We start from the raw sequence: 14,080 nt of genomic DNA, 5'->3' as shown, positions 1-14,080 counted from the left end.
ATTTTTTGTTCTTAAAAATAAAACAGTAAAATAATAGATAGGGTATACATGCAAAATTCAGAGGCATCTTTGCCACCTGTAGAGGCTTCTTTTGAAGCAAGCTGGCCACCTCCACCAGCCGTTCCCACGGATGAGCCAAACGCCTATTTGGGACAGACCTTTCGTTTCCAGTTCCGTGGTAATGCCCGAGAGTACTTTGGCATTTGGATTGTGAATATCTTATTGACCATTGTTACCTTCAGTTTATATGCGCCTTGGGCGAAGGTTAGACGCTTACGCTATTTTTATGGCAACACGGTGTTTTATCGCCGCAAGTTTGATTTTACGGGTGTACCTACACGTATCCTGATTGGTCGAATTATTGCTTTGGGCGTGTACTTTGGCGCTTCAGCTTTGGCTCAGGTATCTTGGCAAGCTTCTTTAATTGGTTTCCTCATCATCTTTTTATTGGTTCCGTGGTTGGTGCGTTCAACCATTCGTTTCCGAGCGCGGAACAGTAAATTTGGCAATAGCCGCTTTTATTTTACAGGCACAACCAAAGAAGCCTATATCTTGGCGCTGAAAGGCATTTTGATTTACATCTTTACCCTTGGGATCTTTTTCCCTGTGCTGTTTTGGTATTTTAAAAAATACACGCTGGATAATTTACAACTCGGGCAATTACGTTTTGAGTTACATGCCGATTGGCCTGACTATATGCGTGCTATGTACGTCCCTGTGTTTTTGTTTATTGGAATCGTCTTTGTTTTAGGATTATTCGTTGCCTTCACTCTTCAAGTTGGGAGCAGTTCTCCAACCCAGTTTGGGATCATCGTGGCGGTGATTTATATGATTGCTGCTTTTATGATTTGGCCGTTGATGATGGCGCGTATTTTTATTACCACATGGAATAAAGCCACGTTGGGGCGTAGTCCTTTCCAAACGGACTGTGGTCAGATGCATTATGCATGGATCGTGATGACCAACTGGATTTTAAAAATCCTCTCGCTCGGTTTGTTATCTGCATGGGCTGCGGTACGTTTATATCAGTATCAAATTGAGTCATTAACTTTAACCCTAAAAAATGATCCAGATCGTATGTACAATTTGGCTCAAGATGACCCGAATGCGATAGCTGAAGAGCTGAGTGATATTTTTGACATCGATATTTCGCTGTAACGGGGCTTAAATGCAGGAACAAAACATCACCTTTTACGATGGGCAGATTTCTAAGCCTTATCTAGCCACGATTGCACCTATAGACCGAGAAACGGTGTTGATCTGTTATAACCAGCAGCAGCGTCGTTATTACTATGCCGATATGCAGTTGATTGGGGCATTGGGGCAGATTCAACCTGTGATTGAGTTGAAAGATGATGCACGGATTGAATTTCCACAAGCGTTGCCTGACTGGTTTGAGCTGAACAAAAAGCATGTACAGCATTCGATTTGGAAATTAGAACGCTCACCAAGTCTCATCTTATTTAGTGTGGTGTTTGTTGCCGCTTTTATCTTCGCCATTTTAAGATGGGGTATTCCAAGCGCAGCACATTATGTCGCGATGCAACTACCTGCCGATACCATCTATAAACTCGGTGATGAAGCGCAAGAACAAGTGTTTAATCTGACGGCACTTTCGACTATCCCTCTTGCACGTCAAAAACAAATCATACAAAGCTATCAAGACCTTGTTGCCAATGGGCAACCTGCCAAAGTACTGTTTCGTGCAGGCGGACAAATTGGAACGAATGCTTTAGCGCTGCCAAACAACACCATTATTCTGACCGATGAACTGGTCAACCTTGCCAAAGGTGATCATGAAATTATTGGCGTTTTAGCACATGAGCAAGGGCACTTGGTCGAGCGACATAGCCTACAGCAAGCCTTATCCAGTTTAGGTTTTAGTGTGCTGTTGATTGCGGTGACGGGGGACAGTTCAGCCTTATTTACAACTTTGCCTGTGGCTTTGGTTGGTGCCAGTTATTCACGCAATTTTGAAAGTGATGCTGACCAATATGCAATGCATGTCTTGGATAAAAACCAGATTTCAAGCTTACATTTGGCGAATTTCTTGGCACGTATGGAAGATGATGCACGTGCCGAAGAGGAAGGAAAGCAGCCGCAAGGGAAGTCCGAAGACGAGGAGGAAGGTGGCATTGGTTCATTTTTCCAAAGTCACCCTGCGACCCAAGAGCGTATTACGGCTATTCGCCAATTTAACCAACAGCAACGGTTATCAAACTAATTCATTCAGCCGCTGACTTAAACTTGTGTCCATGTTGCCGTGAGTGGCGTTTGTCCCATACGGATCAGGTGGTCTAAGACTACGTGCTCTAAGTGACTCAGTTTCTCTTCACTCGCCTCAATGCTGACATGTAAATGTTCGGCTTGAGGGCTTAACTGTACGCGGGCTTCAGGCATGATAATGGTAAAACTACTGGGTTCTTGTTCGATTTCAAACTTATGTTTCCAATGATTCACCAGTCGTTTTGCAATTCGAGCCGCATCTGTCGTGACAATATCCGCAGTACTTTTCATATTTACCTCGTCGATTGATCTCTTACCATAACAGTTTCAAGTCAAATGAAAAGTTGAATGTTACAACGCTACGTTGCAAATTTAGAAAGCTTAACGCTTTCTTTTTTCACAAGTCCCAGTTCAAAAGCTGAATTTGCTATAATGCCTTTATTCCCTTTTGTATAAGCCAGGTACGCGCATGTCCAAGCCTTATTTAATTGCACCATCTATTCTCTCTGCTGACTTTGCCCGTTTAGGTGAAGACGTTGAACATGTACTTGCAGCAGGTGCAGACGTGGTTCACTTTGATGTGATGGATAACCACTATGTGCCAAACCTGACTTTTGGTGCGGGTATTTGTAAGGCCCTCAAGAACTACGGCATCAAAGCCCCAATTGATGTGCATTTGATGGTCAAACCTGTCGATCGTATGATTGGTGACTTCTTAGAAGCAGGCGCGGACATTATTACCTTTCATCCAGAAGCCTCTGACCATATTGACCGTTCTTTACAGTTGATTAAATCAGGCGGTGCAAAAGCTGGTTTGGTCTTTAACCCAGCAACGCCGTTACATTATTTAGATTATGTGCTCGATAAAGTCGATCAAATTTTGTTGATGAGTGTGAACCCTGGTTTCGGCGGTCAAAAGTTTATTCCGATGACTTTAGACAAACTACGTGAAGCACGCAAAATTATTGATGCTTCAGGGCGTGATATTCGTTTAGAAGTGGATGGTGGTGTGTCACCTGCAAATATTCGCGAGATTGCGGAAGCGGGTGCAGATATGTTTGTTGCTGGTTCAGCTATTTTTGGAAAGCCAGATTATAAAGCTGTGATTGATGATATGCGTGCAGAGCTTGCAAAAGTGGGTGCGGTAAAGGTTTAAGCTCATAGGTATAAATGCTATACAGACTGTGGATAACTTTATGGATAAACTGGTGGATATCTATGTTGATAACGATATGGATAACTTGATTAATATTCAAACGTTTACACAGCAATGGTTTAGTATTTAGACGTTAAATGTATAAAAAGGACTCATTTGAGTCCTTTTTTATGGTGTGAAAGCCTGATTGTTACTGATGCTTTATTCATCTTTACTTAAAAATAGCGCTGTTTAAAAAATAACTTTATTGTTTAAGTGTGCGTAGTGGCTAAACTGTCGCAGTAATTGAATTTAAATTTATAATCTTGTGTATAAGCCATTCTTTGCTTATCCTGTTGATTGGGATCAGCAACAAAAGGTCAGGCATTTACATGCACAGAACGTTTTGTTGCGTTGAAATATCATTCTTCACTGACTAAATAGGATTGATTGTGCGTTCACTGCTCAAGACACATTCTTGGTTTGTCTTACTCATTACTTTGGTAATGGGGTGGAGTGGTATTGCCCAAGCTTCGGCAGCGCCGATGCATCAAATGATGCAGCTCAGTATGCAGGCTGCAACCAGTGAGCAAAGTTCAGCGTATGCAACAGGTATGCAAAGCATGCCGGACTGTCATCAAACAAAACCATCGAGTCCAGTCTCTGGACATCAAATGCATATGACTCAAAGCGACATGACAGCGAAGAGCAACTGTCATGCCTCGGATATGCTGCAAAATAAGCAAGTTCAGTGTCAGGAGTGTGCACAGTATCACTGCCAAACGATGCTGACGCTTTTAGACGTTGAACCACTTGCATTCGTTCAGCTTGAAGCCGCTTTAGTACAATCATCCCCCCATTTTCGTTATCAAGCTCAACATTTAGTGGGCTATTGGCAAGAAATTCTACGTCCTCCTAAAGCCTAATCCTGATTTTTAAAACTTTATTTTTAAAATTATTAGGATTTAGTCATGTCTATTCAATTTAAACAAAGCCTCATCCTTGGGGCGTGTCTGATGTCATCTTCTTGGAGCTTTGCCGCAGTCAAAGAATACCAATTAGTCATTGATGAAAGTCCCGTCAATTTAACGGGAAAGTCGTTAAAACGCATTAGCGTTAATGGGCAGTTTCCTGCACCTCTGCTTGAATTTGAGGAGGGCGATGATGCGGTCATTCGGGTTAAAAACAACTTAAAAAAACAGGATTCATCGATCCACTGGCATGGTTTGCTTTTGCCCGGGCTGATGGATGGTGTACCAGGTTTTAACGGGTTTAATGGTATTCAGCCGAAGAGCGAATTTGTCTATAAGTTCAAAGTGCGCCAAAGTGGCACTTATTGGTACCATGCGCATTCTAAAGGACAGGAACAAGACGGGTTGTATGGCGCATTGGTTATTTATCCCAAAGACAAAAAGCCTTTAGCTCAGCATGAAAAAGCCGAGCGTGATTATGTGGTGATGCTATCGGACTTTCATGAGCAGAGTAGTGAACAGATTCAGAAGAATTTGAAAATTTCTGCCGAGTATTATCAAAATCAGCGTGAAACCGTTGCTGACGTGTGGAAGCAAGTGCAACGTGAGGGCTTAAAAGCCGCGTGGCAAGACCGTTCCATGTGGAACCAAATGCGCATGCTAAAAACGGATCTGTCAGATGTCACGGGTTATACCTTCCTCATTAATGGTAAAACGCCTGAGCAGAACTGGACAGGTATGTTTAAGCCGAATGAGAAGGTTCGGTTGCGTTTTATCAATGCTTCAGCCATGTCATTTTTTGATATCCGTATTCCTCACTTAAAAATGACCGTGGTCAGTGCAGATGGTCAGCCTGTTAAACCCGTTCCTGTGGATGAGTTTCGGATTGGAACTGCTGAAACTTATGATGTGATTGTGGAACCGAAAGCAGGGCATTATCAAATTGAAGCAGAGTCGATTGACCGTTCAGGCTACGCCATTGGAACTTTACACAATGAGTTGGCTCCAATGGCACAGAGCATACATATGCCTGCGCCACGTCCACGCTCATTGTTAACCATGGAAGATATGGGGCACGGCTCAGAACATTCAGGCATGGATCATTCACAGATGAACCATGAAACAACGCCTGAAATGGATCACTCAAAGATGAATCATGAAGCGATGCCTGCAATGGATCATTCGAAGATGAATCATGCGGCGATGGCTGAAATGGATCATTCAAAAATGAATCATGCGGCGATGCCTGAAATGGATCATACACAGATGGGTCATGCGCAACAGAATACGACAGCAAGTTCGGTACAGAAAGCTGTTACACCAGTTTATGGGTGGGCGAATGCCTCTACTCCTAAAGGTGATAAGGCATTGCAATATAGCGATCTGAAATCTTTAGAGCCTCAAAAAGATACCCGTGAGGCGACGATCGAGTTAGCGATTCGTTTGGGTGGAACTATGGAGCGCTATTTGTGGACCATCAACGGGAAAAAATTTAGCGACGCTGAACCGTTGAAAGTGAAGTATGGCGAGCGTATTCGGATCAAATTTATCAATGACAGTATGATGGCGCATCCGATGCATTTGCACGGTATGTTTATGCAACTGGAAAATGGGCAAGCCGCAGTTGATATGCCGAATAAGCACACCGTGATTGTACCACCGGGCAAAACAGTGACTGCTTTACTGACCGCAGATGAGTTAGGCGAATGGGCCATTCACTGTCATCTGCTTTACCACATGAGCTCAGGCATGATGAATAAACTGATTGTGGCCAATGTGAGTGATAGTCAAGTGTCCACCACCCCAATTCAAGGGCAAAAAACAGCAGCTCAAGCTGAGCTAAAAGGAGATGAGCATGCGCATCACTAATCTTTTTTCAGGTTTTACTTTAGCTCTTAGTGTCTTATTGAGTTCGTTTGCTATGGCTGCCGAATCTCATGTACAGCATGAAAAACAAACAGCCAAACCAACAAGTCAAGCTCAGTCCAAAGAAATGGCGCATGAGCATCATCAGCATAGTACCGATGAGCATGATCAGATGCTGAAACAGAAAAATGCGGTGGGTCAGTCTTCATCGGAGAAGCAAGCTCAGGCTCAACCAAGCAAGCAGCCAAATGTTCAGAAGGGGGATTATCATGCGCACCATTGATCTTTTTTCTAAAAGCATATTAAGCAGTTCTTTCGTGTTGATGAGTGCTGCGGCTATGGCGCATGAAGGGCATCATATGCCTGCTGAAGCAAACGTCAATATGTCCATGACCACTGACTCTGTTATGTCACAACATACACAGCATCAGGCGATGACCAGTCTTCCTCAAGCTGCTCCACAGTCTAGCGTACAACATGTGCAGCAGATGAATCATGATTCAACAGCACATACGCATGATCACCGCAAAGAGCACGGTGCGCAAATTTATGCGGTCACCACTGTCGATAACAAATGGTTACTGAATGAAGATGGCGATGGTGGTTTAAAGTCTGAGTTTGAAACTCGTATCGGCACAGATGAAAATAAGATGTTTATCAAAGTACATGCGGATAAGCAGGAAGCGCATAAGGCTGAGTATGATGCCAAAGTGCTGTATAGCCGTATGATCTCAGACTTTTGGGATGTACAGGCAGGTGCTCGTTACCGGGCTGAAAAAGTAGAGCGTCAACAGCAGGGATGGGATACGGAAGACAAAGTGGATGGGGTACTTGGCTTACATGGTTTAGCGCCGTATTTCTTTGAAACCGATGCCTACGTATATGCTGGTGCAGACAACTATACTGCGTTTAGTTTAGAAACTGAGCGGGACTTGTTACTGACCCAAAAGCTGATTTTCAAGCCTTATTTAGATATGAATATTATTTTCAGTGATGACTCTAAATATGCCAAAAAATCAGGTCTCAGTAGCGCAGCCGCTGGTCTTGAAACACGCTATGAGATCAGCAAAAAAGTCATGCCTTATGTGGACATTGCCTATGAATATAGCAAAGGCAATGAAGCGACGGCTTGGCAAGCTGAAAGTGATGAAGAGAAAGGTTGGCAGTATGGAATGGGTCTTCGCTTTAAGTTTTAAGTCGGACGTTTAGGTTTAAAGTAAATATCTGAGATTGCACCAAGGTTGTGCTGAAAGAGTGATCTGCTGGTTCGGATCACTCTTTTTTGCGCTTTAATGATTTCTAAGTGTGAAAATAATTCATTTTGGTGCACTCTTTGCTATAATTTGAGGCATATTTAGGAGGAACGACCTCCCTCATATTGAGAAAATTCGTCAGGACGGCCTGACTCTAGTAAAGAGGAGTCAGTAGCATGGCTTGGGTTTTTCTGATCTTTGCGGGTCTGTTTGAAATCGTTTGGGCATATTCAATGAAGCTGTCTGAAGGGTTTAGCAAACTCACACCCAGCATCATCACCATTGTATTCATGATTTTAAGTTTTGGTTTACTGGCCTATGCAATGCGAACATTGCCGCTAGGGACTGCGTATACCATTTGGACTGGAATTGGTGCGATAGGGTCTTTCTTGGTGGGGATTTTTATTTTAGGTGAGCCCGCGACAGCTATACGGATGTTTGCTGCGGTGCTGATTGTATCGGGATTGATTTTGATGAAACTCTCATCCAGCTAAATTCATTCAAATATGTAGAGCTTCAAGCGATCCTTCGTTTGAAGCTTTGTTGTTTCTGCTTTTAATAAAAGGTGTTTTGCGTATGGCGTGGGTGATTTTAATAGTTGCAGGTTTACTCGAAGTGGTTTGGGCCTATGCAATGAAAGTATCGGATGGTTTTACTAAACTGACACCGAGTATTTTAACCCTCGTATTTATGGTGGCCAGTTTTGCGCTGCTGTCTTATGCCATGAAGACCTTACCTTTGGGCACTGCCTATACGGTTTGGACAGGGATTGGCGCGATAGGTTCATTTTTGGTGGGGATTTTGATTTTAGGTGAACCTGCCAATGCCATGCGGATGCTCGCAGCGGTTTTAATTATTTCTGGGCTTGTACTGATGAAACTTTCATCGTCATAATGTTGCATACATAGACAATTTTTGTGGTGAACCATGCGCTTATTTTTTAAATATATGCCATCTCCTGTCGGGGTGCTGAGACTGGTGGCACATGATCAAGCCTTGGTTGCCGTATTGTGGGAAAATGAAAACCCAAAACGGGTACGTTTAGCTGAGCTGATCGAACACAATCAGCATCCGATTTTGCTGGAAACTGAACGACAGTTGAGCGAGTATTTTGCTGCAAAGCGTCAAGGTTTTGATTTGCCTTTGGATTTTGCGGGGACAGATTTTCAGAAGCAAGTTTGGCAGGCTTTATTACAAATTCCGTTTGGTGAAACCCGAAGCTATAAAGATATTGCGCTACAGATCGGCAATGTCAAAGCCGTTCGTGCAGTGGGTGCAGCCAATGGCAAAAATCCGATTTCAATTATTGCGCCGTGCCATCGGGTGGTAGGTGCGAATGGAAAATTGGTTGGCTTTGCAGGCGGTTTGGACAATAAAGATATTTTATTGAAACTTGAGAAAAATGCGAATTAAGCATGTGTTTCGGAGTTTTTACGCTCGTATTTTAGTTTAATAATTTAAAAATCAGTGCCTTATGTTTTAATCTGTATTCTTTTAAAGAATCGTGTCTCTAACTCAAATAACGATGAATAATATGATGAGTCAAATTGTGGGGAATGTGTTTTCAGAACTGTGGTGGATGCTACTGATCTTGTTCGGGATCGGCCTTTTAAAAGCGTTTAAGCCTTATCTGAAAGGAAAATTCGGTGAGTTCGCAGTTCAAGCGCATGTGAAATTATATTTGGATGAGCGTTATATTTTAATTAACGATGTGACTTTGCCTGATGAGCAGGGAGGGACAACTCAAATAGACCATATTCTATTGAGTCCCTTTGGTGTTTTTGTGATTGAAACCAAAAACTATAAGGGCTGGATTTTTGGTGGTGAACGTCAAAAGATGTGGACGCAGAAAATTTATAAAAAGAGTTTTAAATTTCAAAATCCGCTGCATCAAAATTATAAACACGTCAAAGTGCTTCAAAGTGTGTTGCAAGATATTGTCGATGTAGATTATATCCATTCTACTGTGGTGTTCATGCCTGAATGCGAGTTTAAAACTGCGATGCCCAGTACGGTATTTAAAGGTAAAGCATGGGTCGATTATATTAAGACCTTTGACACAGTGGTGATTCCAGCGATGAAACTGAAACGGATTCAGCTTCGGATTGAAAAAGAAGTGTTAGAAAAGTCATGGAAAACCAACCGTGAGCATGTGGCACATTTAAAACAACGCCATCAAGATGGTTAAATACTCCATTCCAAAGGTGACTCATTCATTTTGTGCCGAAAACTAAAATCTAGAATTTTAAAAAAAAAGCCAGTCCATTTCTTAATGGACTGGCTTTTACCTTTGCAGTTTTTTTCTAACTTAAAAACGCTTTGGAATTTTTTGACCGCCTTCAACAGGTGTTTCTGCCTGTTTTAATACGCCAAAGAGCCATGTTTCGGCATGATGTACTGCAACTTTAACACTGTCACCTTGCGCCAAACGACCTGCAATAAAACTCGCCAGCGAACAACCTGAACCGTGATATTCGCCTGCTAAACGCGGGCAGCGAGTTTCAGAAATGAGCTCGCCATTCACAAACAGGGCATTACGAATATAGTCTGGTGTGTCTTCATGACCACCTTTGACCAGTACCGCTTTGGCACCCATTTCAAACAGTTTTTGCGTTGCGGTAGCTAAGTCATCGAGACCCGTTAACGCCCGTAATTCAACTGTATTTGGGGTAATAATGTCCGCCAATGGGATCAGCTCAACAAAGGCTTTGACCAATGTTGCTTGATCACCCAGTGAACCGCCACTGTTTGCCACTAAAACAGGGTCGAGCACATACTTGTACTCAGGATGTTCACGTAGAAACTCAGCCAGTGCTGCAATATTATCTGTGGTGCCTAACATGCCAGACTTTACGGCTTTAATCGGTAAATCACCGACAACAGCGTTCGCCTGAGCTAACAGCAATTCTTTTGACGTCGCTTCAAAGCCAAACACTTGTTGCGAGTTTTGAACAGTGAGTGCTGTACACGCAATGGCTGCATGCGAACCACTTTGACCAATCGCTTCGATATCGGCCTGTAAACCAGCACCACCTGAAGGGTCTAAACCAGAAAAGCACAGTACGGTTGCGCGCACAGAAATATCCTTGTTGCGAAAATTTGCGATAGTATAGGCAACTTTGGCAGAACTCTCGATAGTATTTTATTTAAAGCCTAAGAAGGATCAGCTGTGATTAAATATATTTTGCTAGATTTAGATGGAACCTTAACAGATCCGAAAGTTGGCATTACCACCAGTGCGCGTTATGGCTTAAACAAAGTCGGACACCCCATTGCTGAAGATCTAAACATTGACTGGATTATTGGGCCACCACTAAAAGCGTCTTTGGCAAAACTCTTAAATGTTGCAGTGGACGATGTTTTGGCCGAGCAAGCTTTATTGGGTTATCGTGAGCGATTTGCGGTGAAAGGTTTATATGAAAACCATTTATTTGCCGATGTTGAACCGACCTTAAAAAAACTGACTGAGCAGGGCTATCACTTGTATTTGGCGACAGCAAAACCAGAAGTCTATGCCCGTCAAATTTTAGAGCATTTCAATTTACTGCAATACTTTGTGCATCCTTATGGCAGTGAACTGAACGGTGAGCGGACCAATAAGGGAGATTTGATTGCTTATATTTTAGAAAAAGAGCAGTTAAAAGCAGAAGAGTGTCTGATGGTTGGTGATCGTGAGCATGACATTTTGGGTGCACGTCGCAACGGTATTGAAACCATTGCGGTGGAATACGGTTATGGTTCTGATCAAGAGTTGACGGAAGCCGCACCTAAAGCACGAATTAAAACCTTTGCTGATATCTTGGACTTGATTTAACTCAGACAGAATTTAATTCGGACAGGATTTAAATAACGCCTTTTTCGACTGCGCACGACTTTTATACATAAAAAACAGTCGTGCGCAGGGATTAAAAATTAAAGTCCCAATATACGTCTAATTTCATTCACTAACAGTGCAGGATTGGCTTGCTGATGGGGAATGGTAAGGCTGTTGAAGCCATCACCACGAAATTTACGATCCACTTCTAAAAGCACATGGGTTTGATGTTGCTCTGCCACAAAGGACACTTCAACTTCATTGATGCTGTTGAACAATTGCGTAGGTTTAAATTCAAGTTCTTGATAACAACCAATGCTCGAGTGGAAGCCGTTGCCACGTAGTTGACCTTTTTCAACATCGACGCTCATCAACTGAAAACCGCATTGCTGCATGGCTTGAATAAACGCCTGCATAGCCGGTGTCGGTAAAATTTGTAAATAGTCTTTGTCAGTGGCATCGAGTCCCCAGTCCACATCTAAATGCGTATGTAACCACACTCTAGTTTTATTGATGCGGCAAGGCACATCTGTAACTGGCGTTTCAAAGGGCAGTTGAATCGAAAAAGGAAATGCATGTGACTGATGGGCTTGTAACTCAAAAGCCCCGCTAATGTGCCATTCGGCAATACTTAACGCGCTATTGTACTCAGCATCGTCTGACTCAACCTCGGCTGTGGTCATGAGCTTTAAATAAATACCGTTGATAATTTTATTAGACGCTGCACCTTTAAAAATAACCTCACCCTGAATGGCTTGACCCGCTTGTGGCGCGGTGGTGTGTAGACGAGTATCGACTTGAATGCCTTGTAAGCCAAGACTAGACATGAGTTTGTTAAACATGGTGCAGAACTTCCAATAGGGAATCGATAAGTTTTAAACATTTAAAGTGAATGCATTTTTAAAATGCATATTTTTAATAAGCTGTTAGCGAATGTCCAAATAAAAACTTTCTTTGACTTCTTCCATCACAATATAACTGTGCGATGACGCTGAAGAGGGCAGTTTTTTCAGTAAATCACCCAATAGGCGTCGGTAGGCACTCATTTCTTTTAAACGGGCTTTGACTAAATAATCGAATTCACCTGAAATCAGATGGCATTCTAAAACTTCAGGGATTTCGACCAAGTCACGTGCCACTTGATCAAACACATCGCCAGACTTGGCCGATAGCTTAATTTCTAAAAATACCAATAAGTTTCGATCGACCAGTTGTGGATTGAGGCGTGCGTAGTAACCCATGATAATACCATCGCGCTCTAAGCGTTTGACACGTTCTGAACAGGGTGTGGTTGAGAGGTTGACGCGAGAGGCCAATTCACTAATCGCAATTCGTCCATCGCGCTGCAAAATGTCTAAAATCTGCTGATCAATCCGATCTAATTTACGCATTATAAATTTCCTATGTTTAGAATTTTAGCGCGACAAAAATGGCGATTTACCTAGATTATAATGTTAAAAACAGTGAAAAAAACTATTAACCTAAAAATATACTAGTGAAATAAACTAGTGTGTGTAAGGGATCAGTCATGCGTGTAATTGTCTTAGGTAGTGGTGTCATCGGTGTTGCAAGTGCGTATTACCTTGCACAACAAGGCGCAAGCGTTACGGTTTTAGACCGTCAAGCTGGTCCTGCTGAAGAAACTAGCTTTGGTAACGCAGGGCAAATCTCTCCAGGTTATTCTACACCGTGGGCTGCACCTGGTATTCCATTTAAAGCCGTAAAGTGGATGTTCCAACACCATGCACCGTTAGCGATTAACATCGATGGTAGCATGTGGCAGTTGAACTGGATGGCGCAAATGTTGAAAAACTGCAATCCACAAAGTTATGCCATTAACAAAGAACGTATGACGCGTGTTGCTGAATACAGTCGTGACTGCTTACGTGAACTGCGTAAAGAAACAGGCATTCACTATGAAAACCGCGCGAAAGGAACTTTGCAGGTTTTCCGTAATGAAGCACAGCTTGATGCAGTACAACGTGACATCCAAGTGTTAAAAGAATGTGGCGTCGACTACGAATTATTATTAAAAGATGACTTAGCCAAAGTCGAGCCAGCTTTAGCCTATGCCAAAGACAAACTGGTTGGTGGTTTACATTTACCGAATGATGAAACAGGTGACTGTTACCTATTTACCAATGCTTTGGCAAATCTTGCGAAAGACATGGGCGTAGAATTTAAATTTAACCAAAATGTTGAAAAACTAGTGGTTGAAGGTGATGAAATCAAAGGTGTGGTGGTTGATGGTCAAGTGCTTACAGCAGACCGTTATGTGCTTGCTTTCGGTAGTTATTCACGTGATTTCTTAAAACCATTGAATTTGAATTTGCCTGTGTACCCTGTCAAAGGCTACTCACTGACGATTCCAATTGTAGATCCTGCCTTTGCACCGCAGTCGACGGTTCTTGATGAAACTTATAAAATTGCCATTACGCGTTTTGACCAACGTATCCGTGTGGGGGGTATGGCTGAACTGAGTGGTTTCAACCACGGTTTAAACCAAGACCGCCGTGCAACCTTGGAAATGGTGACTCAAGACTTATTCCCAGGTGGAAACTTAGCTGAAGCAAGTTTCTGGACGGGTTTACGTCCAATGACACCAGACTCTACACCAATTATTGGTGCGACTCGTTTTAAAAACTTATTCTTGAATACAGGACACGGCACCTTGGGTTGGACTATGGCATGTGGTTCAGGCAAGCTTATTAGTGACTTGGTGATGAATCATCAACCAGACATCAGTACTGAAGGTCTATCGATTCAACGTTACCCTTCAGCAGCCTAATTCGTTTTAGGTCATATTGATTCAAGG

Annotated in this window: 17 protein-coding genes; 13 read left to right on the top strand and 4 right to left on the bottom strand. The window is 42.6% G+C overall.

The window, feature by feature from the left end; genetic code table 11:
- Positions 1–48: 48 nt before the first annotated feature.
- A complete protein-coding gene (locus AC0KVP_RS13415) occupies positions 49–1,158 on the top strand; it encodes a YjgN family protein (protein WP_004694984.1) in 1,110 nt (369 codons plus the stop codon).
- 10 nt (positions 1,159–1,168) lie between these two features.
- Positions 1,169–2,224 carry a M48 family metallopeptidase gene (locus tag AC0KVP_RS13410; protein WP_473337271.1) on the top strand — a complete coding sequence of 352 codons (1,056 nt, stop codon included), beginning with the start codon at positions 1,169–1,171 and terminating at the stop codon, positions 2,222–2,224.
- A 17-nt stretch (positions 2,225–2,241) separates the two neighbouring features.
- Here AC0KVP_RS13410 and AC0KVP_RS13405 read toward each other — a convergent pair whose 3' ends face one another.
- On the bottom strand, positions 2,242–2,517 hold the full coding sequence (locus AC0KVP_RS13405) for a DUF2218 domain-containing protein (protein ID WP_010325984.1): 276 nt from the start codon (positions 2,515–2,517) through the stop codon (positions 2,242–2,244).
- A 178-nt stretch (positions 2,518–2,695) separates the two neighbouring features.
- On the opposite strand from AC0KVP_RS13405, the gene rpe reads away from it, so the two are divergent.
- From rpe to AC0KVP_RS13360, 9 genes are all read left to right on the top strand, one after another.
- Positions 2,696–3,382, top strand: a complete 687-nt coding sequence (gene rpe, locus AC0KVP_RS13400) for a ribulose-phosphate 3-epimerase (protein ID WP_004694978.1) — start codon at positions 2,696–2,698, stop codon at positions 3,380–3,382.
- A gap of 431 nt (positions 3,383–3,813) precedes the next feature.
- Positions 3,814–4,287: a hypothetical protein gene (locus tag AC0KVP_RS13395; protein WP_183174423.1), complete on the top strand. Its 474-nt coding sequence runs from the start codon at positions 3,814–3,816 to the stop codon at positions 4,285–4,287.
- Between the two features lie 45 nt (positions 4,288–4,332).
- The gene (locus AC0KVP_RS13390; protein ID WP_473337267.1) at positions 4,333–6,201 is read left to right on the top strand and encodes a copper resistance system multicopper oxidase; all 1,869 of its coding nucleotides are present in this window, start codon (positions 4,333–4,335) and stop codon (positions 6,199–6,201) included.
- Positions 6,188–6,481, top strand: coding sequence for a hypothetical protein (locus AC0KVP_RS13385; protein ID WP_183174421.1), 294 nt, complete (start codon positions 6,188–6,190; stop codon positions 6,479–6,481). Before AC0KVP_RS13390 ends, AC0KVP_RS13385 begins: the two co-directional genes overlap by 14 nt.
- The gene (locus tag AC0KVP_RS13380; protein WP_183174420.1) at positions 6,468–7,394 is read left to right on the top strand and encodes a copper resistance protein B; all 927 of its coding nucleotides are present in this window, start codon (positions 6,468–6,470) and stop codon (positions 7,392–7,394) included. Before AC0KVP_RS13385 ends, AC0KVP_RS13380 begins: the two co-directional genes overlap by 14 nt.
- Positions 7,395–7,627: 233 nt before the next feature.
- Complete coding sequence (locus tag AC0KVP_RS13375) at positions 7,628–7,945, top strand: DMT family transporter (protein WP_148826663.1); 318 nt, start codon at positions 7,628–7,630, stop codon at positions 7,943–7,945.
- A gap of 82 nt (positions 7,946–8,027) precedes the next feature.
- Entirely contained in the window at positions 8,028–8,345 is a 318-nt protein-coding gene (gene sugE, locus AC0KVP_RS13370) for a quaternary ammonium compound efflux SMR transporter SugE (RefSeq protein ID WP_010325989.1), read from the top strand.
- Positions 8,346–8,378: 33 nt separating this feature from the next.
- Positions 8,379–8,864 carry a methylated-DNA--[protein]-cysteine S-methyltransferase gene (locus AC0KVP_RS13365; RefSeq protein ID WP_183174419.1) on the top strand — a complete coding sequence of 162 codons (486 nt, stop codon included), beginning with the start codon at positions 8,379–8,381 and terminating at the stop codon, positions 8,862–8,864.
- Between the two features lie 121 nt (positions 8,865–8,985).
- Positions 8,986–9,639, top strand: a complete 654-nt coding sequence (locus AC0KVP_RS13360; protein WP_228254591.1) for a nuclease-related domain-containing protein — start codon at positions 8,986–8,988, stop codon at positions 9,637–9,639.
- A gap of 120 nt (positions 9,640–9,759) precedes the next feature.
- Here the strand turns inward: AC0KVP_RS13360 and AC0KVP_RS13355 are convergent, their stop codons facing one another.
- The gene (locus tag AC0KVP_RS13355) at positions 9,760–10,527 is read right to left on the bottom strand and encodes a hydroxymethylpyrimidine/phosphomethylpyrimidine kinase (RefSeq protein WP_473337265.1); all 768 of its coding nucleotides are present in this window, start codon (positions 10,525–10,527) and stop codon (positions 9,760–9,762) included.
- A gap of 93 nt (positions 10,528–10,620) precedes the next feature.
- On the opposite strand from AC0KVP_RS13355, the gene AC0KVP_RS13350 reads away from it, so the two are divergent.
- Positions 10,621–11,265: an HAD-IA family hydrolase gene (locus AC0KVP_RS13350; protein ID WP_473337262.1), complete on the top strand. Its 645-nt coding sequence runs from the start codon at positions 10,621–10,623 to the stop codon at positions 11,263–11,265.
- Positions 11,266–11,363: 98 nt separating this feature from the next.
- On the opposite strand, the gene AC0KVP_RS13345 is transcribed toward AC0KVP_RS13350, so the two are convergent.
- Together AC0KVP_RS13345 and AC0KVP_RS13340 are read right to left on the bottom strand one after the other, a co-directional pair.
- On the bottom strand, positions 11,364–12,107 hold the full coding sequence (locus AC0KVP_RS13345) for a sporulation protein (RefSeq protein ID WP_473337260.1): 744 nt from the start codon (positions 12,105–12,107) through the stop codon (positions 11,364–11,366).
- 84 nt (positions 12,108–12,191) lie between these two features.
- Positions 12,192–12,656, bottom strand: a complete 465-nt coding sequence (locus tag AC0KVP_RS13340; protein ID WP_004694947.1) for an Lrp/AsnC ligand binding domain-containing protein — start codon at positions 12,654–12,656, stop codon at positions 12,192–12,194.
- Positions 12,657–12,793: 137 nt separating this feature from the next.
- On the opposite strand from AC0KVP_RS13340, the gene AC0KVP_RS13335 reads away from it, so the two are divergent.
- Entirely contained in the window at positions 12,794–14,053 is a 1,260-nt protein-coding gene (locus AC0KVP_RS13335; RefSeq protein WP_004694945.1) for a D-amino acid dehydrogenase, read from the top strand.
- Positions 14,054–14,080: the final 27 nt, after the last annotated feature.

The organism is Acinetobacter sp. DL27, assembly GCF_055810995.1.
This window is presented reverse-complemented; position numbering and strand designations above follow the sequence as displayed.